18 protein-coding genes are annotated in these 21805 nt (G+C 58.2%); 12 read left to right on the forward strand and 6 right to left on the reverse strand.

The features are described 5' to 3' along the window. Positions 1 to 96 precede the first annotated feature (96 nt). The 3 genes from ACE3NW_RS07660 to ACE3NW_RS07670 all read left to right on the forward strand — a co-directional run bounded on the left by ACE3NW_RS07660 (position 97) and on the right by ACE3NW_RS07670 (position 3789). A complete protein-coding gene (locus ACE3NW_RS07660) occupies positions 97 to 804 on the forward strand; it encodes a Crp/Fnr family transcriptional regulator (RefSeq protein ID WP_374282053.1) in 708 nt (235 codons plus the stop codon). A 195-nt stretch (positions 805 to 999) separates the two neighbouring features. Then, positions 1000 to 2895, forward strand: coding sequence for an anaerobic carbon-monoxide dehydrogenase catalytic subunit (gene cooS / locus ACE3NW_RS07665; protein WP_374282056.1), 1896 nt, complete (start codon positions 1000 to 1002; stop codon positions 2893 to 2895). 81 nt (positions 2896 to 2976) lie between these two features. After that, entirely contained in the window at positions 2977 to 3789 is an 813-nt protein-coding gene (locus ACE3NW_RS07670; protein ID WP_374282058.1) for an ArsA-related P-loop ATPase, read from the forward strand. Positions 3790 to 3963: 174 nt separating this feature from the next. On the opposite strand, the gene ACE3NW_RS07675 is transcribed toward ACE3NW_RS07670, so the two are convergent. The 3 genes from ACE3NW_RS07675 to trpS all read right to left on the reverse strand — a co-directional run bounded on the left by ACE3NW_RS07675 (position 3964) and on the right by trpS (position 8683). Beyond that, a complete protein-coding gene (locus tag ACE3NW_RS07675) occupies positions 3964 to 6156 on the reverse strand; it encodes an EAL domain-containing protein (RefSeq protein ID WP_374282060.1) in 2193 nt (730 codons plus the stop codon). A 528-nt stretch (positions 6157 to 6684) separates the two neighbouring features. Beyond that, complete coding sequence (locus ACE3NW_RS07680) at positions 6685 to 7326, reverse strand: DUF599 domain-containing protein (RefSeq protein ID WP_374282062.1); 642 nt, start codon at positions 7324 to 7326, stop codon at positions 6685 to 6687. A 286-nt stretch (positions 7327 to 7612) separates the two neighbouring features. Then, positions 7613 to 8683 carry a tryptophan--tRNA ligase gene (gene trpS / locus ACE3NW_RS07685; protein WP_374282064.1) on the reverse strand — a complete coding sequence of 357 codons (1071 nt, stop codon included), beginning with the start codon at positions 8681 to 8683 and terminating at the stop codon, positions 7613 to 7615. Positions 8684 to 9043: 360 nt separating this feature from the next. Between trpS and ACE3NW_RS07690 the strand changes: the two genes are divergently transcribed. Further along, positions 9044 to 9472 carry a cupin domain-containing protein gene (locus ACE3NW_RS07690; protein WP_374282066.1) on the forward strand — a complete coding sequence of 143 codons (429 nt, stop codon included), beginning with the start codon at positions 9044 to 9046 and terminating at the stop codon, positions 9470 to 9472. 100 nt (positions 9473 to 9572) lie between these two features. On the opposite strand, the gene ACE3NW_RS07695 is transcribed toward ACE3NW_RS07690, so the two are convergent. From ACE3NW_RS07695 to ACE3NW_RS07705, 3 genes are read right to left on the reverse strand one after another with little or no spacing between them, the layout of a single operon-like run. Then, positions 9573 to 10442 (reverse strand): DMT family transporter, encoded by an 870-nt coding sequence (locus ACE3NW_RS07695; protein ID WP_374282068.1) that lies wholly within the window; start codon positions 10440 to 10442, stop codon positions 9573 to 9575. 24 nt (positions 10443 to 10466) lie between these two features. Next, entirely contained in the window at positions 10467 to 11231 is a 765-nt protein-coding gene (locus tag ACE3NW_RS07700) for an alkaline phosphatase family protein (protein WP_374282070.1), read from the reverse strand. Continuing rightward, the gene (locus ACE3NW_RS07705; RefSeq protein ID WP_374282073.1) at positions 11231 to 12262 is read right to left on the reverse strand and encodes a hypothetical protein; all 1032 of its coding nucleotides are present in this window, start codon (positions 12260 to 12262) and stop codon (positions 11231 to 11233) included. The genes ACE3NW_RS07700 and ACE3NW_RS07705 overlap by 1 nt, the downstream gene beginning before the upstream one ends. A 236-nt stretch (positions 12263 to 12498) precedes the next feature. Here ACE3NW_RS07705 and ACE3NW_RS07710 point away from each other — a divergent pair, with 236 nt between their 5' ends. The 8 genes from ACE3NW_RS07710 to ACE3NW_RS07745 form a co-directional block, all read left to right on the forward strand. Next, positions 12499 to 13584 (forward strand): glycosyltransferase family 4 protein, encoded by a 1086-nt coding sequence (locus tag ACE3NW_RS07710; protein ID WP_374282075.1) that lies wholly within the window; start codon positions 12499 to 12501, stop codon positions 13582 to 13584. After that, positions 13584 to 14177, forward strand: coding sequence for a hypothetical protein (locus tag ACE3NW_RS07715; protein ID WP_374282077.1), 594 nt, complete (start codon positions 13584 to 13586; stop codon positions 14175 to 14177). The genes ACE3NW_RS07710 and ACE3NW_RS07715 overlap by 1 nt, the downstream gene beginning before the upstream one ends. Positions 14178 to 14333: 156 nt before the next feature. Continuing rightward, positions 14334 to 15509 carry a glycosyltransferase family 2 protein gene (locus tag ACE3NW_RS07720; protein WP_374282079.1) on the forward strand — a complete coding sequence of 392 codons (1176 nt, stop codon included), beginning with the start codon at positions 14334 to 14336 and terminating at the stop codon, positions 15507 to 15509. A 248-nt stretch (positions 15510 to 15757) separates the two neighbouring features. Then, positions 15758 to 16948 (forward strand): ABC transporter permease, encoded by a 1191-nt coding sequence (locus tag ACE3NW_RS07725; RefSeq protein ID WP_374282081.1) that lies wholly within the window; start codon positions 15758 to 15760, stop codon positions 16946 to 16948. Between the two features lie 62 nt (positions 16949 to 17010). Further along, positions 17011 to 18993: a glycosyltransferase gene (locus ACE3NW_RS07730; RefSeq protein WP_374282083.1), complete on the forward strand. Its 1983-nt coding sequence runs from the start codon at positions 17011 to 17013 to the stop codon at positions 18991 to 18993. A gap of 19 nt (positions 18994 to 19012) precedes the next feature. Continuing rightward, the gene (rfaE2, locus tag ACE3NW_RS07735; RefSeq protein ID WP_374282085.1) at positions 19013 to 20470 is read left to right on the forward strand and encodes a D-glycero-beta-D-manno-heptose 1-phosphate adenylyltransferase; all 1458 of its coding nucleotides are present in this window, start codon (positions 19013 to 19015) and stop codon (positions 20468 to 20470) included. A 24-nt stretch (positions 20471 to 20494) separates the two neighbouring features. Then, the gene (locus ACE3NW_RS07740) at positions 20495 to 21493 is read left to right on the forward strand and encodes a glucokinase (RefSeq protein ID WP_374282087.1); all 999 of its coding nucleotides are present in this window, start codon (positions 20495 to 20497) and stop codon (positions 21491 to 21493) included. A gap of 161 nt (positions 21494 to 21654) precedes the next feature. Beyond that, on the forward strand, positions 21655 to 21805 hold a 151-nt coding region (locus ACE3NW_RS07745), incomplete at its 3' end, for a helix-turn-helix domain-containing protein (RefSeq protein ID WP_374279632.1).

A 21805-nucleotide genomic window follows, 5' to 3' on the forward strand; every position in this document is an offset into this window, starting at 1 on the left:
ATTTTTTTGCAATTATCTGTCATGATCTAATATCCAATACTATTAATGCATTGTGCGCTGAGAGGCCAATGCCCGCATGCAGATTGTGGAGCCACCATGAAGTTTACTTCTGTCAATTTGCTGGATGAGCTTGCCAAGCCAGAATTTTCCTCCCTTCTTTCTGCTTTTCAGGAGCGTCGCTTTGCCCGGCAGAGCATGATTTTTTCGCCCGTTTACGACGACGAAACAGATACTGCGCCCGCCCCGGCGGCAGAGCGCCCCCGCGATCAGAGTTTGCCAGAAAATTATGTTTTTATTGTTCGGCAGGGATTGGTGCGCGTGTATCTGGCCTATGGGGAAAAGGAATTCACCATTGCCTTTCTCAAACCTGGCGATGTGTATGTGAGCCATTCCAGCGCCCTTGTGCAGGCGGTGGAAGACACGGTCATTCTTGTGGTTGATACGGCCACATTTAACCGCCGCATGATGGCTGTGCCGCAGTTTACGATAACGGTGGTGCGGGTTTTGGGCGGTATTCTGAAAAATACCTTCAGTATTGTGGATGGCCTGGCCCTGCGCGATGTTTCTGCCCGTCTTGCCCGCTATCTTGTTTCTTCAGCGCAGGAAAACGCCCCCGGCCCCGATGGCCGCCGCCGCGTGCGGCTGCAACTCTCCGGCGAAAAGCTGGCGCAGAGTCTGGGGGCAACCCGTCAAACCATTTCAACCCTGCTCACCGACCTCACCCGGTCGGGCATTCTGCTCAAGGAGCAGCGGGGCGTATACTGCATAATGGACGAATCCCGCCTGCGTGAACTTCTTGATTAGCTGTATTTTCAGTTAGTTATCTCGCAATATTTTCCGTAGTATTTTTTCTGCCCATAGTGGCTGGCAGAAATTTTTTTATCAATGGTGCTTTGTCGGGCATCCGACAGACATCCCCGCATGACTGTGATACCACAAAGACAAAGATGGCGGTGCAGACTTGGCGCACCGCGTAACCTCAAGTTTTGTGGGGCAGTTATGGAAAGTAAAAAGCGCGATATCAATGACATGTCCATATGGGATGATGCCAAACGCATGCTGGCCAAGGCCAGAGCCGAGGGTGTGGAAACAGCGTGGGACAGGCTGGATCAGCAAACGCCGCACTGCCGTTTTTGCGAACTTGGCACAACTTGCCGCAACTGCGTCATGGGGCCGTGCCGCATCAGTGCCAAGGCCGAACCGGGCGGAAAACTTTCACGCGGCGTGTGTGGCGCAGATGCCGATGTGATTGTGGCGCGCAATTTTGGGCGTTTTATTGCTGGCGGCTCCGCCGGGCACTCTGACCACGGCCGCGATGTTATTGAGGCGCTGGAAGCCGTGGTTGAAGGCCGCGCACCCGGATATCAGATTCGTGACGAGGCGAAATTGCGGCGCATAGCGGCAGAACTGGGCGTTGCCACCGACAGGCGCGATGCCATGGATGTGGCGGCCGACGTGGTGGAGGTCTGCTACAGCGATTTTGGCAGCAGGCGCAAGGCCGTCAACTTTGTTTCGCGTGTGCCTGCAAAGCGCCGCGCCCTGTGGGACAAGCTGGGCATCACCCCTCGTGGTGTTGACCGCGAAATTGCCGAAATGATGCACCGCACCCACATGGGCTGCGACAACGACGCGCCCAACACCCTGCTGCACGCAGCGCGTTGCGCCCTTGCAGACGGCTGGGCTGGATCCATGATCGCCACCGAACTGTGCGACGTGCTTTTTGGCACGCCCAAGCCCAAGATGTCCACGGCCAACCTGGGCGTCATCAAAAAAGAGACGGTCAACATTCTGGTTCACGGGCACAATCCCGTGGTGTCTGAAATGATTCTGGATGCGGCCCGCGACCCCGAAATGGTCGAGCTTGCCAAAAAGAACGGCGCAACCGGCATCACTGTGGCGGGCTTGTGCTGTACCGGCAACGAGCTGCTCATGCGCCAGGGCATTCCCATGGCCGGTAACCATCTGATGACAGAGCTTGCCATTGTTACCGGCGCTGTAGAAGTGGTGGTGGTCGATTATCAGTGCATTATGCCCAGCCTTGTGCAGGTGGCGGGCTGTTATCATACCCGGTTTATCGACACGGCCTCCAAGGCCCGCTTTACCGGCGCCATCCATTTTGATTTCCATCCTGAAAACGCCCGCGAAGAAGCCCGCAAGATTGTGCGCATGGCTGTGGATGCCTTTGTGGAGCGCGATCCCAAACGGGTTGAAATTCCCGCCGAACCCGTGAGCATCATGACCGGTTTTTCCAACGAGGCCATTCTTGAGGCTCTGGGCGGTTCGCTTGATCCTCTGCTGGATGCCGTTAAAGCTGGCACGGTGCGCGGTTTTGTGGGCGTGGTTGGCTGCAACAACCCCAAGATCAAGCACGATTCGGCCAACGTGGGGTTGATGAAGGCGCTGATCAAGAAGGATATCATGGTGCTGGCCACCGGTTGCGTAACCACCGCTGCGGGCAAGGCCGGGCTGCTGGTTCCCGATGGCGCGTCCATGGCTGGCCCCGGTCTGCAAAGCCTGTGCGGGGCCCTGGGCATTCCGCCGGTGCTGCACCTGGGCAGCTGTGTGGACAATGCCCGCATCATGCAGCTGTGCGCCCTCATCGCCAACGCGCTGGGCGTGGATATCTCTGATCTGCCCGTGGGGGCCTCCTCGCCGGAATGGTATTCGGAAAAAGCGGCGGCCATTGGCATGTACGCTGTTGCCAGCGGCATCTATACCCACCTGGGCCTGCCACCCAATATTCTTGGCTCAGAAAAGGTTACCGATCTCGCCCTCAATGGGCTGGAAGAAATTGTGGGCGCATCCTTTGTGGTAAATGACGACCCGGAAAAGGCGGCTGATCTGCTGGATGCCCGCATCCGGCAAAAGCGTCTGGGCCTGGGCTTGCAGCCCTAGGTTTGCAGCGCGGGGCAGGGTGGGGGCAGCCCCTGCCCGCCCCGCATTGTGTGCCACACTGGCAAACCAAAGGAGGAATGCATGAAGATTGCCATTTCCGGCAAGGGCGGGGTGGGCAAAACCTCTCTCACTGCGTGGCTTGGCGATTATCTGGCGCGGCGCGGCGAAAAGGTCTGGCTGGTAGATGCCGATACGGCGCTTTCACTAGGGCAGGCATCGGGTCTTGACCGCACGGCATTGCCAGAACCTCTGACCGGGCGTGCCGCCCTGATTGAAGAGCGCATTCGGCCTGCCGGGCAGGGCGGCATGATGGATCTCGACCCGCACGTAAGCGATTTGCCAGAAGCCCTCTCAGCGTCCCTGCCTCTGGCTGGGGCTGCCAGCGACAGCCAGGGCGAAAAGCGCCTGCTGGTCATGGGGCCGCTGACCAATGCCGGGGGCGGGTGTGCCTGTGAGGGCAACGCCCTGCTCAAGGCCCTGCTGGCCCATCTGGTGCTGGACAGGCGCGAATGGGTGCTGGTGGATATGGAAGCCGGGGTTGAGCATCTGGGGCGCGGAACAGTGGCGCATGTGGATGCGCTGCTGGTTGTTTGCGAACCGAGCATGCGTTCGCTTGAAACTGCCGCAGAGGTGGCCCGCATGGCCAGCGATCTTGGCCTGCGGCGTCAGCTGCTGGTAATCAACAAGGCCACGCCGCAGCAGGCCGCACAGCTGCCGCCCCTGGCACATCTGCCAGAGCAGCGTATCAGCATGCCCGATCTTGAGGCCCTGCGGCAGCGGCAGATGTATTCTGGCTCGGTGCTGGGCCTTGGCCAGCAGACAGAAGAAGATTTGGACAGGTTTTGCGAGGCCCTGCTGCAACAGCTTGGGCAAAGCGCTGGCTCGGCAAAATAGTGGCAGTGCCGAGGCACACGGCGGCGTGTTTTTCGTGATGGCTGCTGGCAAAGCCCTGCGTGATTGCACACAAGGCTTGAGCCGCAAGCCAGCATGAGGCATGCCCGCAGCCTCGTATTTCAGCCCCGGTACTGCCGGGGCTTTTTGGTGTCTGAATGTTGGGGAACAGAAAGATTATTGCCCACAATCGGCGGTTGCAGCATCCTGCGTCGCCCGTGCGTTGAAATTGCGCACAAAATTCAGGCAATCCTTGCCTGCAAGCGGGCGGCTGAAGTAGTAGCCCTGAAATGTCTGGTAGCCAATGCGGGTAAACACGCGCAACTGCTGCTCGTCTTCCACGCCTTCCACAACGGTTGTTATGTGCAGGCTGCGGCTCAGATCAAGAATGCTGCGCACGATCTGTTCCTGCACATTGCTGTTGAGGCTCTCTGTCAACGAGCGGTCTACCTTGACCGTAGTGACGGGAAAAGCCCGCAGATACCGCAATGAGGTATGGCCCATGCCAAAGTCGTCAATGGCCAGCCGCACGCCCAGCACCCGCAGCCTGGTGAGCAGATCAAGCGTGTGCGTGTCTGGCTCCAGAATGGAAGATTCGGTGATCTCCAGCTCCAGCTGGGTTGGGGTAAGCCCCTGCCCGTGCAGGGTATCCAGCACCATTTTGGCAAAATTGGCATTGCGCAGCTGGCGCGGCGTGATATTTACGGCCATCACCAGATCCTTGGGCACGGCGGCGCTCCATGCTGCGCGCTGCTTGCAGGCTTCCTGCAAAATAAATTTGCCCAGGCTGTCGATGAGGTTCATGTCCTCGGCAAGCGCAACCGTAATGGGCGGGGCAATGGCCCCGTAAATGGGGTGGTCCCAGCGCAGCAGGGCCTCTACGCCTGCAACGCGCCCCTCCGCATGGTTGCACTGCGGCTGAAATACAAGGTACAGCTGGTTTTCCTTGCCGTTCAGCGCGCGTTCCAGATCATTGGCCAGGGTGTGGGCCAGACGCCCCACCTCGCCCGGCAGGGTAAGGCATCTGCATTTGTCTGGAGATGAGGTTTCGCAGCGGCTGGCAACTTCCAGCAGGGCCTGCATCACCTGTTTGCCGTGTTTTTCGCGCACTGCGTCAGAGAGGGCCACAAAGGGCAGATACATCACAAAGCCGAGCGCAAGGTTTATAACCTGAATAAAAGAGCCGTTAATGCTGCCCGTGGCAACATAACCACTCAGAATCGGAGGGGTTGTCCAGGCAACGCCAACCGTGGTGTGTGGCAAAAATCCCACAACTGTTGCCACATATGCCACCACGGTCTGTACGGCGGGAACCAGCAGAAAGGGAATGGCAAAGGCCGGGTTAAGCACCAGCGGCACACCAAAAATGAGCGGTTCGTTGACATTGCACAGGGCTGGCACAAGGGCCAGCAGGCTGAGTTTTTTCATGCCCTTGTCGCGGCAACGCGCCAGAATGGCAAAGCAGAGGGCAAAGGTAGAGCCAGAACCTCCCATGCGGGTAAATGTATCGAAAAAAACCTTGGTGAACACAAATGTGGGCGTTGCGCCGTACATGGTTGCCTTGGCATTCACAAGGCCAGAAGGCGTTAGAATATTTACATCCACCGCATTGAGCACATTGGGCCCGTGCGCGCCAAAAAACCACAGAAACTGCGAGGCGAGGCTGTATAGCAGTCCAAAGCCCAGGCCGCTGCCACAGTGCTCAAAAGGCAGCGCAAGCAGTTTGCTAGTGGCGAGTTGCAGATCTGCGGCGCCGTAGAACGTCAAAACCATGCGCATGCAGGCAAACAGCAAAATTGTAGCCACGGCAGCGGGCATTACCGTAACAACATCGCGCACCACCGGGTCATGTCCGGCCACTTCCTCTGGCAGATGAAATTTGCGAAACCGCGCCAGACGCACAAAAACAGAGCTGCTGGCCATGGAGACAACCATTGCCAGCAGAAGGCCCCTGTCCATGGAAAAGCTGATGGCCCATGAGCCGGTTTCTTCTGGTGCTGCAATGACAAAAAAGCACGAAAGCACAACAAGAGAACCCAACATGGGGCTTATGACCGGGGCAGAAGGGCTGGTAAGGCTGGCGCGCATGGCGTTTGCCCCACCCAGGGCGCATGCCAGGGCAAGGGCCGCAATGCCAAATGTGGCTGAAGTAAGGTTGTCGCACGCTCGTACACCGGCAGGGCCAAGCAGCGCATCAACGGCTTTTTGTGTTTCTTCAAAGGGCAGATTGCGCAGCAGCAGGGTAAACGAGCCCACCAGAATCAGCGGCAAAACAATGAACAGTCCTCTCCGTATGGAGAGAAAGGCCGGACGCCCGCTCAGGTCATCAAGCAGGCTCAAAAGCGATGGGGCCAGTTTTTTGCTGTTCATACGTGGAATGTCGTTTGCAAACTCACCTTTCGCAACAGGCATGCTTTTGCACCAGGTGCTCGGCAGCCGTGTCATGTTTTGTCAAACTGGCATCGGTCAGGCATGTTAAACTGGCCAGCATTGGCCAGACATGCGCAACAATGGAAATCTTTTGAAGAATTGCCACTGTATGCCGGTAGATGTTAGATACCTATGTAATATCAGTGATTAAAACAATCAAGCTTGGGGATATGTAACAGGCGAAAATTTCAGCGCTTATATATGATCTTTTGTGGAATATTGGCCTGTGTACAATATGAAATTGATTGAAAGAGGGAATTCAGTTTTGTTGAAGTGGACAGCTGGATGTGGGCAGTTCATATTTTATATAAAAAATTATTTCTTTTTTTGCTTGTTAAGTTCTTGTAATCAGCCATGAATGATAATGAGTATTGGATTTTTTTTGTTTGTACTCACAATAATTGCTTAAAGAAATTATTTCTTCCCGGTTTATCCGCCCGGTTTATCTTCCTGGTTTGTCTTCCCGGTTTATCTGGGTGTTTTATCAAGAGCGTACACAATGCTGATAAGAAAAACAGTGCCAAAAAGCATGAACTGCGCACCAAAAATCCAGAAAACCAGCGGAACGGTGAAATAAAACGCTCTCATGCCCAGCGAAAAATGGTTCGCCCCCATGTTGAGGTATTTTTCTGCCATGCAGTTGATATGGGATTTGTCTTCATGCCCGGTTTCTGCGCCAAGCATAAAGGCAACATGCGTGTAAAGCCTGAGTGATGAGGTAAAGCAGAAAAATGCCAGAAAAAAGTTCAGCAACAGCGCAAGAATTTTAAAGGCAAACATGTCGGATTCAACTGAGCCAAAAAAATTCAGCGAATGCCAGGTGTGCCGCACATTTTCGCCGTTACCGGTCAGCGACAGCACACCAATGGCCAGTAACACGCTGGTGGAGGCCATAAAGGTAGAGGTCATGGTGGCGTTGCGCAGGGTTTGCACGGCGAGAATGCCGTTTTTGTTTTCAATAACAGATGCAACCCACTGAACCCTTGCACTGCGGGATATGCCGTGGATGGTATAGCCTGGGTCAACCGATTCTTTGTGGCGTATATAGAGATTGTAGGCAGAGTAGAGGGCCACGGACAAACAGAAAAATACCAGGTCAAAGGCGTACATGAACCCTCCCACGGCGCACGCGGTGCGGCCTTGTGCCCTGTACATATACTACTGCCGGGAGGGGGAGGCAACAGCCGACGCCCTGCGGCGTGGAGGATGCATGCTGGCAGACCATACCCTGTGCCAAACCCAAGGTGTTAATCTTAAAAAAATGAATAATTCATTGTGCTGCATTATTGTGGCTTGCTTGGGCAGCAAAAATCCCCGGCCTGCATGCGGCAAGACCGGGGATATTTGCTGCCGCGCACCGTTGGCGCGCAGGGGCAGAGAGTGTCTGGCAGGTATTTTATTTGTCCGACTGCAACTTGAGGCCAGCTTCAAAGTGGTTGAGCTTCATGGCCCTGCGCACTTTTTCAAGCGTGGTGGCCGCCTTGTTGTAGGCTTTCTCCGTACCCTTTTTGAGCACGTCGATGACAAAGGGAATGTCCTGCTCGTATTCGTGGCGGCGGGTGCGGATGGGTCCAAGAATCTGCTGCATGACTTCGTTGAGGAATTTTTTGACCGCCACATCGCCCAGGCCGCCGCGCTGGTAGTGGGCCTTCATTTCGTCCAGGTTGGGGTAGGGCGAATTGAATTTGGCAAAGTCTTCGGGTTTGGCAAAGGCATCCAGATAGGTGAACACCGTATTGCCCTCGATCTTGCCGGGGTCAGAGGCCTTGAGGTGGCCGGGGTCGGTGAACATGCTGAAAATCTTGTCGTGTACTTCTTTTTCTGAATCGCTCAGGTAGATGCAGTTGCCGATGGATTTGCTCATCTTGGCCTTGCCGTCAATGCCGGGCAGGCGCAGGCAGGCGGCGTTCTGTTCCAGCAAAATCTGGGGCTCCACAAGGGTGTCGCCGTAGGTGCTGTTGAACTTGCGCACAATTTCCACCGTCTGCTCAAGCATGGGCTTCTGGTCTTCACCCACGGGCACGGTGGTGGCCTCAAAGGCCGTTATGTCGGCAGCCTGGCTGATGGGGTAGGTAAAAAAGCCCACGGGAATGCTCTGCTCAAAATTCTTCTGGGCAATTTCGGCCTTGACCGTGGGGTTGCGCTGCAAGCGCGACACGGTGACAAGGTTCATGTAGTGGAAGCTCAGTTCGTACAGCTGCGGCAGCTGCGACTGAATGAAGATGGAGGACTTTGCGGGATCAATGCCGCAGGCAAGGTAGTCCAGTGCCACTTCAAGAATATTGTTGCGCACCTTTTCCGGATTGTCGGCATTGTCGGTCAGGGCCTGCGCATCGGCCAGCATGATGAAGATTTCATCAAAATTGCCAGAATCTTGCAGCAGAACACGCTGCTTGAGAGATCCCGCAAAGTGTCCGATGTGCAGCTTTCCCGTGGGGCGGTCCCCGGTCAGAATGATCTTGCTCATAATGTTCTGCGCATGCCCCTGACACGTTGCATCAGGAACGCAGCCTCCATGGTGATTTTTTTGCTGTTGTAGCGAGGGCTTGCCCGCAAAATACAGCCGCGCCGCAGTGAGTGCGCAGCGGGCTGGGCGTAGCTTTTTTATATACACCAAGCACGCCCCGGCCACAAGGGGCGGCGTGCGGGCAGCCTGCAAATCGGATGTGGAGCATGTGACTTAATTCACTTGCGGGCGGCAGGCGGCGGGCGTATGGTGGGGCCGTAAGCGGCAGGCATGGGCCCGCACGCACTCAGATTTCATTTTTAGTATGGCTTTTTAGGGTGTTATGGGTTTTGTTGTTGTTCTTGTAACGGGAGTATGGTCATGAAAAAGATGCTTTTTGCCGCAGCACTGTGCTCGCTGGTATTTGCCGGAAGCGCTCTGGCGGCCGAGCCCCAGCTGTACACCAAGGAAACGCTGAAAACCTGGAACCGCGATAACGTGGCCGGTGGTCAGGGTACGCTTTTTGGGCAGTTTGGCTTTACCCGCAATGACGCAACCAAGGACATGGTCATCAAGGAAATAGGCTGGATGACCCTGCAACCCGGCGCTTCCATCGGCATGCACAAGCATGAAAACAACGAGGATGCCTACATCATCGTTTCTGGTGAAGGCGTGTTTACCGACAGCGCGGGCAAGGAAACCCCGGTCAAGGGCGGCGATATCACCATTGCCCGTCCTGGCGACACGCATGCCCTCAAGAACAGCGGCAAGGAACCTCTGGTGTTTCTGGATGTGATCGGCCAGCGTTAGTTCGTACCTGATATTTGTTTGCGTTGCCCTTGCAACGCCAAAGCGCCACCCTGGCTGGTAAAGCCTGCGGTGGCGCTTGCTGTATTGTGAACGCAGAAATCTATTCGCCAGATTTGTCGGTGGTCAGCAAAAATACGGCACTGAGCACCAGCGCACCGCCAAACCAGCCTGCGGCGCTGAAGCTCTCGTTCCAGAAAAGCCAGACCCACAAAGTGCCAAGCACTGGCTCGAGGTGACAGGTTACTGCCGCCCGCACAAGGCTGATGCGCTTGAGCCCCTGCCCGTAGCAGATATAGGCCAAGTAGCAGGTGAGCAGACCCAGGGCAAACAGCCAGCCCCAGGTGTCGGCTGCGTGGTCGATGTTTACCGGGCCGCCGATGCCGAGGGCCGCCACGCCGCCCAGCAGCATGTAGCCGTAAATGCTGGCTGTGGAGTAGCGGCTTTGCCACCAGCGGTAAAAGGGATAGTGCGTTGCGTAGCACAAGCCTGAGAGCAGGCCAAAGGCAATACCCGCAAGTGATGTTTGGCCGGGCAGGCTGCCGCCAGAAAAACAGACCAGCGCCGTGCCGCACAGGGCAATGCCCACGGCTAGCGCCTTGCGTCTCGTGATCTGTTCGCCAAACAGAAAGCGCGAAAAAACAGCCACCCATACAGGAGCGGTGTACAGCAGCACTACGGCTGTTGCACCGCCGCTGAGTTTGATGGCCATTTGCATGGCCCCAAAAAATACGCCAACGCCCCACGCGCCAAAGAGCACAAAAATCAGGGCATGGCGCAAGGGTATGCGCAGCCCGCCTGTCAGGCCCGCGTGCGCCAGAAAAAAGAGGCAGCCAATGGCCGCCCGCCAGAAGGCTGTCTCAATCGGCAGTACGCCCGCATGCTGGCAAAATTTGGAAACAACGCCCAGCAGCGACCACAGCAGGGCCGCAAGCAAAATCCACACATATCCGTCAAACGAGTTTTGCCGCATGATTATTTTAAAGGCTACAGGGTGTTATGCTATGCCCAGCACAGAGCACACGAGGTCTGCAATCTGCGTCTGGTCTTGCGGCAGGGGGGTGCTGTTCATTGCCTCGCCAGCGAGCCAGAGCGGCACTCGCCGGCAGGCATCATTTGTATCGTTGTGGCTGCCATCGGCATCCATGCCGTGGTCGCTGGTAACCAGCACCGCATAGCCAGCCTCCATCCACCGGGGCAACCAGCGGGCCAGCAGTCCGTCGGCCCTGCGGGCGGCGTTGCGGTATTCGCGGCTGGCAGCGCCGTAAAGATGCCCGGCATTGTCGATACCCATGCTGTGTACCAGCAGCAGATGCGGATTGTGGCGCAGTTGCAGGCTGGCTGCATCGTGAAAAAGCTCGTTGTCGGGGTAGGCATCGGTGCAATAAAAATGGCCATGGGCAATGGGCAGGGCGGCATTGTCCGTGTGCCTGTCGCGCGCGGCATCAAAAGGGCGGGCGTTGCACAGCTCGCTCATCCAGTGGTAGGCAGCGGCGGCCGTTACCAGGCCCGCAGCCCGCGCGCGGCTGAAAATATGGGGTTCGGGGCAGGGGCGGGTATCATCATTGTGGGTAATGCCGCTCTCGGCAGGGCGTTTGCCGCTGAGCAGGGTGGCATAAATGGGGCGCGACAAGGGCGGCAGCTCGGCGGTAAGCTCTGTGCAGCGGGCCGTGCCTGCGTCCACCAGCGACTGCATGTAGCCCATGCAGGGGCTGGCGGTGGCGGCAAGGCCGTCGAGCAGCACAAAAACCAAACGTGTCATTACCAGTCACCCCTGCCTGCGGGGCGCGGGCCAAAATCGAGCCCTGGGGCCTGGGCGCGCAGCTGGGCGGCGGTGACACCGCGCACCGCGTAATTGCGCGCAAGCCACGCCAGAAAATTGTAAATTTTGGTGTACAGCGCGTCTGCTGCCCGCTGGTCGGGAATGTTGGGCGAGCCGCCGGGCAGCATTTCGGAAGAGTGCCAGAAAAGACTCAGCACCCGCCCGCCACGCGCCATGTGCAGCCGTGTGGCCGCCCGCATGACTGCGGCGCTGTGCCACACCGGGTTGGGGCTCAGCGCGCCCCAAAAATGGAAGCTGTCGGCCCAGGCAGTGGCGTGGGCGCAGCTGTGCCAGAGCCGTGCCAGGTTGCGCGAAAGCGGAATCTGGGTGACGGGCGATTCCAGCAGGTTTGGGGCATCGTCCAGCCAGTACGGGTCGGATGGCGCAAGAAAATGGTCTGGCCCGTCGTTAAATATCCGCAGGGGGCAAACAGAGCTGTCGAAGGTAATGCCTTCTTCGGCCAGCAGAGGCCGTACCGAAGATTTCAGATCCCAGCGTCCCATGCGAAAGCTGGTGAGCGGCGCAGCCTGAAAATCTCGCCCCGCGTCAAGCAGGGTGCGCAGGCGCTGGCGCAGCAACTGGCGCGGCAGGCGGTCTGTGCGGGTGGGCGGGCCTTGCCTTTCGGCCTGCACGTGCGGTGTTTGCTGTCCATCATCGAGGGGCGGGGTGCTCCAGTGGTGCAGATGGGCGGCGATTTCTGCGTTGTGGTGGTCGCGCATCCAGGCCAGATGACCGCAGGCCTCGGCATTGGTAAAAACCGTGTGCGCGCAAAACAGCGTCAGCGGAAAACCCAGTTCGCTGGTGAGCGGGGCAAGCCTGCGCAGCAGGGCCACGTTACGCACACCGCAGCCTGTGGCGGCATAATTGCCGGAAAAAAGTCCCTCTTCTTCAACATCCAGGCTCACAATAACACGCAGGGCGGGTTCGTCGTGGCCGAAGGTGCAGTCGGGGGTATTGTTGCTATGAGTCATCAGATAACCATAATCCCAAGAGCCGCATATGGCAATGCGCAGGGGGCATTGCTGCTGGACAACCGTAACCGCTGATGTCTGTTTGCATGGCAAAGATAAACATTTTATGATGTTAGATGTCATGCGTTGCGCCGGTCTTGCAAAACCGGCTGGAATGCATACAATAATGATTATGGAATTGGGTGTGATTGCCTGCACCTGTTCATAGACGCAGAGTTTTAAGGAGCAGCATGACCATGCCCTTGCGCGTCCTCTTTCTTATGGAGGATCTTTGTTTTGGCGGTACACAGCGCCAGACCCTTGAACTGGCCCGTAGGCTGGATCGCAGCCGGTTTACGCCGGTCATGCTTACCCTCACCGGCCCCACCGATCTGGATAAAGCCGCGCAGAATGCGGGCATAGAGCTGCACCACATGGGACAGGGCCGCAAGGTTTGGCCCCTGTTTTTTGCTGCTTTATGCTGGCGACTGCGGGCCTTGCGCCCCGATGTTATCGTACCCTGCACGGCCCTGCCCAACATCTGGGGCCGCATATGGGGAAGGCTGGCCTGGCTTGGCAGCGGCCACGCACCGCTGGTGGTGGGAACCTGCCGTGGCGGGGGCGGCCCCAAGAGACAGCACGAGCGCTGGCTCTGGCGGCTGACGGATCATATGGTCTGCAATTCCGAGGCACTGCGCGAAATTTTGCAGGGTTTTGGCGTGCCCACGGCAAGGCTGAGCTATATCCCCAACGGGGTTGATTCTGAATTTTTTGCTCCCGCCGGGGCCAAGCCATCTGCGCGCCCGCCCGAAATTTTATGTGTGGCGCGGCTTGCGGGCGACAAGGACCACATGACCCTGCTACGGGCATTTGAGCTTGTGCTGCAAGCCCATCCCGCTGCCCGTCTGCGCATTGTGGGCGATGGGCCGGAAGAAACCGCACTGCGCGCCTGGGCTGGCGAACACGCCGCCGGCAGCAATGTTGACTTTATCGCAGGCGGGCTCGACATGCGCACCCACTATGCCAACGCCCGTGTGTTTGCCCTGTCGTCGGTACGTGAGGGCCAGCCCAATGTTATTCTTGAGGCCATGGCCTGTGGTCTGCCCGTGTGCGCCACGGCTGTGGGGGGTATTCCCCGGCTTGTGGAAGAAGGCGTGAACGGTTTTCTTTCTCCGGCGGGTGATGCCGCCGCCCTGGCAAAAAATTGCTGCAAGCTGCTTGCCGATGACGCCTTGTGCGATGCCATGGGGGCTGCTGGCCGCGACCGGGTGGAAAAAGATTTTTCCTTCACGGCCATGGTTGACGCGCATCAGGGCGTATTTGCCGGGCCGCGCAGTTGCTGATGCCGTGCATCGTAAACCGCATTCGGCGCACTGTGCCGCGTGCAACGGAAATACCAGTGGAATCAACATACAGATTGGTGCGCACCCTTGCGGAGCGTGTGAGCATGGGGGCCCGCCTGAAACAGGCAGTTTTTTGCCTTGCCCTTGTTGCCGGGCTGGGTTTACTGGCGGCCACTGTGGCTGAAACCGCGCCCGTACCGCCGCAGGCCGTGTCTGCCGCTGCCCCCGAATCCGGCCAGGGAGCTGGCGCTTCTGGCGCTCCCGTAGAGGTGCGCGAGCTGTGGACTGGTTCGCTCTATTCTTCCACCTACCGTGTGGGGGTCTGCATTTCTGCCCAGGGCACGGTTCGCGGGGTAGTGCAACTGCGCCTGTACAATGGCAAGGTTGACGTGTACCACATAGATGGAACAGTACTGAACAATGATATCGAGGCGCACCATTCATCGGGCCACAAGTTCAAGGGGCGTCTTGTTTCGGCAGATTCTGTCGAAGGTGTCATAAGCCTGAAGAACGGCATGAATGTACGCCTTGAGGGCAAACGTGCGCACGGTGTGGAACTTGCGCCAGAAGATTGCGCGCCTCTGCCGCAATAGTTTCTGCCGCAGTAGCCTCTGTCGTAGCAGGCCTTGTGCATGGCCTGTGCTGGCCCTTTCTGGTGGCTGTTATGTCTTTTGTCCTTTTTTCCGTCATGACCGGCCGCCCGCGTTCTGGGCTGCCATATCATAAAAACGAAAAGTAAAGGAGTGCCTATGTTCTGGATATGGTTTTTACTGGCCACCTCCCAATGCGCTCTGCTGTATATTCTCGCCCGCAGGGGTGAAAGCATGCCCAGCCGCATTCAGGATGCAGCCGAGGCCAACAGGGCTGTGCCCGAAGACAAATGGCCCTCTGTGGGGCTGATTGTGCCCGTGGCAGGGCGCGACCCGCGCATGGAAGGCGCGTTGCGCAGTCTTTTGAAACAGGATTATCCCAGCTTTGTGCCGGTGCTGGTCACCGCCGAAGAAAACGAACCGGCCGCCGAGCTTGTGGCGCGCCTCAAGCAGGAATTTCCTGTCCTGCGGCATGTGGTGGCAGGAACAGCCACCGGCTGCGGCCAGAAAAACCACAACAGCCTTCAGGGCATTGCCGCCCTTGGCGACACGGTAGATGTGTACGCCTTCTGCGACAGCACCCATATGGCGGAACCCGACTTTTTACGGCATCTTGTGGCTCCCATGGCGCGGGGCGAGGCCTCGTTCAGCACCGGCTACCACGTGGTGGAACCGCGCGACAACCAGCGTACAACCCTGGCCTATGCGTTTTGCGTCATGCTTATGCGCTACTTGCAGGCCATGTCGGCCTTTACCCAGCTGTGGGGCGGGGCCATGGCCATGACCCGCGCGGCTTATGTCAAATACGCCGTTGCGCAGCTGTGGGTTGAAAATGTTGTGGACGACTGCTCGCTCAGCGCCCTGTTGCAGGTGCGCGGGGCCAAGGTGCAGCTTTGCCCCGGTGCGCTGCTGCGCACGGATGCCGTAAACCACTCTGTGCCGGTGTGGCGCGCGTGGATGGACAGACAGGTGCTGTTTCTCAAGTTTTGCATGCCCGGCCAGTGGAAGCTGCTGGGCCTCATGTGCGTGATGATGGCCCTGCCCATGGTTTGCGCGGGTCTTGCCCTCTTGGGCTTGGTTGTCGGCGTGGGCAGCGGTGCGGGCGTGTTGCTGGCGATTTTCTGGCTGGCGGCTCTTGTGAGTGCCCTGCATCTTTGGCGTGGGCTGCTTTCAAAGCCTGTGCCGCTGTGGCGCTGGTGCGTGGCCTTTGCAGATGCCGTGCGCATGTTTACCGCTGTTTACTGGCAGAGCCTCAAGGCCTGGAGCATTGTGTGGCACGGCATACGCTACGAGGTCGGCAAGGGCGGCGTTGTGCTGCGCTCTGAGCGCGGATAGACAGCGCATCTGTGGGCGGCTTGCCGTATGTTTTGCAGCCGCCCGTGGCAAGGGGCAAATCTAGGTTTTGACACGTACCTATAGTGCCGTGTATGTTCTTTTGCCCTTTTGTCACGGGCGGCGTCAAACTGCCTGGTTTGGGTTTGACGTAAAACCCGGCAACTGGATGCGGCCATGGCGTTGCGTATGTGCGCGGCAAGAGCCATAGCCTTTTTTTACTGATTATCTGTCAGAGTAGTGATTGCACCATGATCGCAATGTCAGACCTTATACGCGTCAGCCTCAGGCAAGTTGTGCGCCAGCGCGGCTTTGGGGTGATGCTTTCCATCGCCCTGGGCATCACGGCGTTTATCGTCCTGGCGGTGCTTGGCCGCGAGATCCGCTACAAGGTGGGGCAGGACATGGTGCTCATGGGTGGCGTTAACGTCATCCAGGTGTACATGGACGATTCCCAGTACCCCGGCCAGCCTGACCGCGAGTTTTATCCCGAAACGATCGACGCCCTTTCGCAGTTGCGCGGTGTCAGCCTTGTGAGCCGTAACCTGCGCGACAACAAGATATTCAGCATACGCGGTACGGGCGAACGTACCCTCAGCGTGGATTTTATCGGTATCGACCAGTATTTTGCCGAGGTCTATTCCATTGATGTTGTGGCTGGCCGCAAGCTTGAGCCCACCGATGTGGAAAGCCACAGGCGCGTGTGCATGCTGGGCAGGGATGCCGCCAGAAAGCTGTTTGGCGGCTCGGATGAAGCCATTGGCAAGCTGCTGTTTCTCGAACAGGACGTTTTTGAAGTTGTGGGTGTTGTGAGCGGCGTCATGCTTGGCAGCTGGAGCCAGGGCGGCTTTTTGCCCTACACCACCATGGCCGACCGTAACTGGGGCCGTGGCAAGGTGCGGCGGCTGTTCATACGGGCCATCGGCTGGGAAGACGTGGCCCCGCTGGTAAAGATCATACCCCAGGTGGTGCGCGAGCATCAGTCGGCCCCATACATTGTTGTGCAAACCCAGGAAGACCAGCTCAAACGCATCAAAACCACCTTTATGTGGGTTGAGGCCTTGCTGTGGCTTGGCATTGCAGCGTCGCTCATGCTGGGCGGGTTTGGCATCTGGTACGGCACGTTTGCGGCGGTTCGCGCCAGAACGCGCGAGGTGGGCCTTAAAAAAGCCATGGGCGGCTCGGATGTGGACATCCTTGCGCAGTTTTTGGCCGAGGCCCTTTGCAAATCTGTTGCAGGCGGCATCATGGGCATTGTGATTGGTTGTGCCCTGGTCGAGATCGGTTCGCTTTCGCTTGGAACGGGTATTTCGTATTCGCTGCTGTTTGCCAGCAGTATTGGCAGTATTGTTTTTTCTGCTGTTATCGGCATTGCAGGCGGTTTGTACCCTGCCGTTCAGGCTAGCCGCATGGACGTGGTAACCGCTCTGCGGTTTGAATAGCACACAATGCGCGGGCATGCCCGCGTTGTTGCGGCCCTGGCCGCGCACGGACAAGGTGGATCATGGCACCCGTTATAGTCGCCAAGGATTTATACAAATGTTACGCTGGCTTTTCGCCGGTGTTGCGTGGCGTAAACATTGAGGTTGTTCCCGGCGAGATGGTTGCCATCATGGGGCCTTCTGGCTGCGGCAAATCCACCATGCTGCACGTGCTGGGCATGCTGCACGCGCCCGACGCAGGTTCGCTGCAAATTCTCGGTAAGGACGTACTGACGCTCGACCGGGAGCAGACAGCCAGTTTTCGGCGTGGAACCATGGGTTTTGTCATGCAGTCGAGCAACCTTTTCGACCATTCAACGGTGTTCGAAAATGTTGAATTTCCGCTGATATTTGAAAAAATTCCGCCAGAAGAACGCTGGGAACGTGTTATCCGCGCGCTTGAGCTTGTGCGGCTCTCTGCCCGCGTACACTACCGCAGCAACCGTCTTTCGGGTGGCGAGCAGCAGCGTGTGGCCATTGCCCGCGCCATGGTCAACAACCCGCGTATTCTGCTGGCCGACGAACCTACAGGTGCGCTGGATGCAAAAACCAGCGGCCTGATCATGGACAATTTCCGTTCGCTCTGTCACACCGGCGGCGTTTCCATGGTCATGGTCACGCACGACCCCAAGATGGCCGAATACTGCGACAGCATCTACACGCTTGAAGACGGCATTTTGCATTGCCGCAGGCGCGATCTGCCGCAACTGCCCGAAACCGTGTCGCCCAACCTGCTTCAAGGCGTAGTGCCTGTGGTGCGTGGTGCCATGGTTGCCGAATGCTTTCCCGAGGCTTCCGGGCAGTGCCTTATGGACGAGGCCCACCGCATGCACGCGGCTGGTCTGCTGACCCGTATTTACGCTATCCGCGACAACGGCCTGCTGGGTAATCCCGAAGGTTACGCCCTGCCGCTGGCTGTGCGCCGTATTGGCGCGTTGCGCGTGCTTGCTGCCTGCCTTGGCATGTTGCGGCTTATGCGCGGGGCCTCGGCGCAGTTGTGGTCGCTGTGGCGCAAGCTGCCTGGCCGTGGCCGCTGGGGCAGCCGCTGGTGGGATCACCTGCGTTCTTTTTGTGCCGGATCCATGCTGGCCCACTGGGGACAGGAAGAAAAGATCGAATTTTTTTATGCCGCTGGCGCACACGGCCCTGCCACAGCCAGCTGGGTTGCCTCGCGCCTTTTGCATGTGCCCTTTGCCTTTGCCGTGCGCGCGCAGGATATGGCCGAGCCAGGGCTGAACTGGGCCGCCAAGGGCGCAGATGCCCAGTTTATCCGGTGTGATACCGATGCCACGCGCGATGCCATGCTGCAACTGCTGCCCGGGTTGAAAGACAAGTTTGTGGTGCTGCGCGATCCGCTTACCCTTACCCCGCCGGATGAAATTGAAGAGCAGATGCCCGTGCCAGGTGCTGACAATGCTGATGAAGCCGCCGCCAAGGTGGATCTCAATCTGCTGGCAGTGGGCACCATTGCTCGGCGCAAGGGGTATGATCTGCTGCTCAGGGCCTGCCGCCTGCTGGCCGACAGAAAGGTGAATTTTGTGCTGACCATTGTGGGGCAGGGGCCGGAAAAACTGCGCCTGCGCTGGCTTGCCTGGCGTCTTGGCCTTCGGAACCGCGTGCAGTTTGCCGGGCAGATTCCGCACGAGAATATGGCCGACATGTACAACCGCGCTGATATCTTTGTGGCCCCAGGCCGTAAAACTGCCGGAGGCGAGGCCGACGGCGTACCCTCTGCCCTGGTGGAAGCGCTTGCCTTTGGTGTTACCGTTGTGGCCAGCGATCTGCCCGGCCATGCCGAGGCCGTGACAGACGGCGGCAACGGAAGGCTTGTGCCGCAGGACAACGTGGGCGCCCTTGCGGACGTGCTTGAATCGTTGGCCTCACACCCTGATGAACGCAAGCGGCTGGGTGATGCGGCGCGCAAATCTGTGTTTGCCCTGGCCGATGCCGACCGCACAGAGGCCCGGCTGACCGAACTGATCAAAAAAGCCTGCGGTAAAGTCTGATCCCAGTCGGGAGAGCGCCATGAATTTTGACGGAGTGCGCGTGCTGGTTGTGGGCGATGTGATGCTGGATCATTACATTGCCGGGCGGGTAAAAAGAATATCGCCAGAGGCCCCCGTACCCGTGGTCTCGGTGACAAAACGCTGGTCTGTGCCTGGCGGTGCGGCCAACGTGGCGCGCAATCTTGTCCGTTTTGGCGTGGATGTGGCCGTGGCTGGCGTTGTGGGGCAGGATGCCGCTGCCAGCGATCTGCGCGCCGCACTGGCTGCCGAGGGTATTGCCGATGGGCTTGCCGTCTCCGCCTTACGCCGTACTACCTGCAAAACACGCGTACTCGCCCAGGGGCAACAGTTGTTACGCCTGGATGAAGAGGTGTGCGTTCCACTTTCGGCAGACGAAGCCGAAGCACTTGAAGGGCGGGTGCTCTCCCTGCTAGAGGGGCGGCAGGTCGTGATTTTGTCCGACTACGCCAAGGGGGTGTTGCTTGAGGCGCCAAACGGCGTCAACCTGTGCCAGATTGTCATTGAAGCAGCACGCCGCCAGGGCATTGCCGTGCTTGTTGACCCCAAGGGCAGCGACTGGCAGCGGTATGCGGGGGCGCACTGTGTTACCCCAAATTCCGGTGAATTTGATGTGGCCTGCGGGCTTGAACCAGGGGCAAAGCTCGACAGGGCACAGCGCGAATCACTCGCAACCGGGCTGCGGCAGCGCTACGGCATTGAGCGGCTGCTGGTAACGCGCGGGCCCAGGGGCATGGCACTGTTCAGCCCCGGCGAAGCGCCCGTGTACTGTCATTCCGCAGTGCGCGAGGTGGCCGATGTTTCCGGCGCTGGCGATACCGCCATTGCGGCCCTGGCTGCCAGCGTGGGCAAGGGTTTGCCCTGGGCAGAAAGCATGCATCTCGCCAATGTCGCCGCCGGGGTTGCCACGGGCAAGATGGGTACGGCCCCGGTTTCGCTGGCCGAACTCAACGAAGCCCTGCGCGAGCAGGCCGATAATCCAAAACTTTTTTCACTGCCAAATCTTACCGAAAAAATTGAAGAATGGCGCAGAAAGGGCGAAAGCATCGTTTTTACCAACGGCTGTTTTGATCTGCTGCACCCCGGTCATATTTCACTTATCCGCCAAAGCGCCGCCCAGGGCGACCGCCTGATTGTGGGCCTGAACAGCGATGCCTCTGTGCGCCGCCTCAAGGGGCCCACGCGGCCCATCCAGAACGAAAGCAGCCGTGCGCTGCTGCTGGCGGCCTTGTCCGATGTTGACGCCATCGTGCTGTTTGATGAAGATACCCCCCTTGAGCTCATAACGGCCCTGCGCCCCGACGTGCTGGTTAAAGGCAGCGATTACACCCTTGATTCGGTTGTGGGCGCAGACGTGGTGCAGGAGGCTGGCGGCAGGGTGTACCTTGCCCGCCTGGTTGACGGTTGCAGCACCACCGGCATTGTGCGCAAGATTGATAACCAGCATGACTTGCCGTAACCAGAAGATGGCCTGCACCAGTTTATGCAACGCATATTTGCAGCCGATATAGGCGGAACAAACGCGCGTTTTGCCTTGTTTGCCGAGCATGAGGGCAACCTTGCGCTCAGGCTCGCTGTATGGGAACAATCGGCGGATCTGCACACTGCGCAAGATATGCTGCACATCATGCAACAACAGTTGCAGACCTCCTTGGCAGAGGGGGATGCTCTGGTCGTTGCCCTGGCTGGCCCAACGCAAGGATTACAGGGCAAGCTCACCAACGGCCCCTTGCGTGTAGACCTGAATGGAGTGGCGCAACGTCACAACCTTGCGTGCTGCCTGCTGATCAATGATTTTACCGCTCAGGCTTATGCCATGCTGACACCAGCGGGGGCCGGAGCCAAATTCGTGCGTGGCGGGGTGCGGGCAACTACCGATTCTGCTCAGACAAAGGCCATACTTGGCGCTGGCACGGGCCTTGGTGCGGCATCACTCGTTGGCTGCGGGTCTGCGGCGGGTAATGTTAGCTGGCTTGCGGTTCCTTCCGAGGCCGGACACGCTGCCTTTCCGTTTATGGGGGCAGAGGAGCATGCCTATCAGGGCTTTTTGGCGCGCGAACTGGGGTGTGACTTTCCCTCTGTGGAGAACGTGCTTTGCGGTGAAGGCCTTTCTGTGCTGCATTATTATCTTACAGGGCAGTTTTTTTATCCTCCGGCGGTGGGGGAGCAGGCACTTTCGCACGACACCCCCACGCTTCAGTGGTATGCGCGTTTATTGGGGCGTTTTTGCCGCCAGTGGATACTGAGCACGCTTTGCCTTGGCGGGCTATGGATTGCGGGCGGCATTGCGGCCAAAAATCCCCTGTGTGTGGAGCATCCCGCCTTTTTTCAGGAGCTTTCTGTGGGGGATGATGTTGGCGGAATTGTTGCCGCCACGCCCATTCTGCTGATAGCTGACGCAAACAGCGGTTTGTGGGGTGCTGCGCGCGCTGCCCTGGAGCACCAGCAATGGCAGGGGCTGGGCTCAAACGCTGAAACCTAGCATGCTGTTGCGCGCGCCACTGTTGAAATTCGGGTTTATGTCTTGACGCTTTTCTGAAAGTGGCGGATTCAACTTACAAGTGCAACACCCTCAAAGTTGAATGAAAAGGCAAGGTGGTATAGCCCTTTAGCCTCTCCATCCAACCAAAGATTGAAGGGCGTATGGGCTATGCACACCTTGCCAGGGAAGAACGGTACTACATCTGCCAGGCAGTGAAAAGTGGAACGTCACTGAGGGCCATAGCCAAAGCGATAGGCCGTAGCGTCTCAACTGTAAGCCGCGAACTTGCGCGAAATACCGGGGCGCGTGGCT

The sequence above is a fragment of the Desulfovibrio sp. genome, from assembly GCF_041907885.1.
GTDB lineage: Bacteria > Desulfobacterota > Desulfovibrionia > Desulfovibrionales > Desulfovibrionaceae > Desulfovibrio.

What these genes read in the sequence shown, in the direction of transcription:
- ACE3NW_RS07670 (WP_374282058.1), top strand. Translation starts at nt 2,977, where the DNA reads ATGAAGATTGCCATTTCCGGCAAGGGCGGGGTGGGCAAAACCTCTCTC.
- ACE3NW_RS07710 (WP_374282075.1), top strand. Translation starts at nt 12,499, where the DNA reads ATGCCCTTGCGCGTCCTCTTTCTTATGGAGGATCTTTGTTTTGGCGGT.
- ACE3NW_RS07695 (WP_374282068.1), bottom strand. Translation starts at nt 10,442, where the DNA reads ATGCGGCAAAACTCGTTTGACGGATATGTGTGGATTTTGCTTGCGGCC.
- ACE3NW_RS07690 (WP_374282066.1), top strand. Translation starts at nt 9,044, where the DNA reads ATGAAAAAGATGCTTTTTGCCGCAGCACTGTGCTCGCTGGTATTTGCC.
- ACE3NW_RS07730 (WP_374282083.1), top strand. Translation starts at nt 17,011, where the DNA reads ATGGCACCCGTTATAGTCGCCAAGGATTTATACAAATGTTACGCTGGC.
- ACE3NW_RS07720 (WP_374282079.1), top strand. Translation starts at nt 14,334, where the DNA reads ATGTTCTGGATATGGTTTTTACTGGCCACCTCCCAATGCGCTCTGCTG.
- ACE3NW_RS07700 (WP_374282070.1), bottom strand. Translation starts at nt 11,231, where the DNA reads ATGACACGTTTGGTTTTTGTGCTGCTCGACGGCCTTGCCGCCACCGCC.
- trpS (WP_374282064.1), bottom strand. Translation starts at nt 8,683, where the DNA reads ATGAGCAAGATCATTCTGACCGGGGACCGCCCCACGGGAAAGCTGCAC.
- ACE3NW_RS07725 (WP_374282081.1), top strand. Translation starts at nt 15,758, where the DNA reads ATGATCGCAATGTCAGACCTTATACGCGTCAGCCTCAGGCAAGTTGTG.
- ACE3NW_RS07660 (WP_374282053.1), top strand. Translation starts at nt 97, where the DNA reads ATGAAGTTTACTTCTGTCAATTTGCTGGATGAGCTTGCCAAGCCAGAA.
- ACE3NW_RS07705 (WP_374282073.1), bottom strand. Translation starts at nt 12,262, where the DNA reads ATGACTCATAGCAACAATACCCCCGACTGCACCTTCGGCCACGACGAA.
- rfaE2 (WP_374282085.1), top strand. Translation starts at nt 19,013, where the DNA reads ATGAATTTTGACGGAGTGCGCGTGCTGGTTGTGGGCGATGTGATGCTG.
- ACE3NW_RS07740 (WP_374282087.1), top strand. Translation starts at nt 20,495, where the DNA reads ATGCAACGCATATTTGCAGCCGATATAGGCGGAACAAACGCGCGTTTT.
- cooS (WP_374282056.1), top strand. Translation starts at nt 1,000, where the DNA reads ATGGAAAGTAAAAAGCGCGATATCAATGACATGTCCATATGGGATGAT.
- ACE3NW_RS07675 (WP_374282060.1), bottom strand. Translation starts at nt 6,156, where the DNA reads ATGAACAGCAAAAAACTGGCCCCATCGCTTTTGAGCCTGCTTGATGAC.
- ACE3NW_RS07680 (WP_374282062.1), bottom strand. Translation starts at nt 7,326, where the DNA reads ATGTACGCCTTTGACCTGGTATTTTTCTGTTTGTCCGTGGCCCTCTAC.
- ACE3NW_RS07715 (WP_374282077.1), top strand. Translation starts at nt 13,584, where the DNA reads ATGCCGTGCATCGTAAACCGCATTCGGCGCACTGTGCCGCGTGCAACG.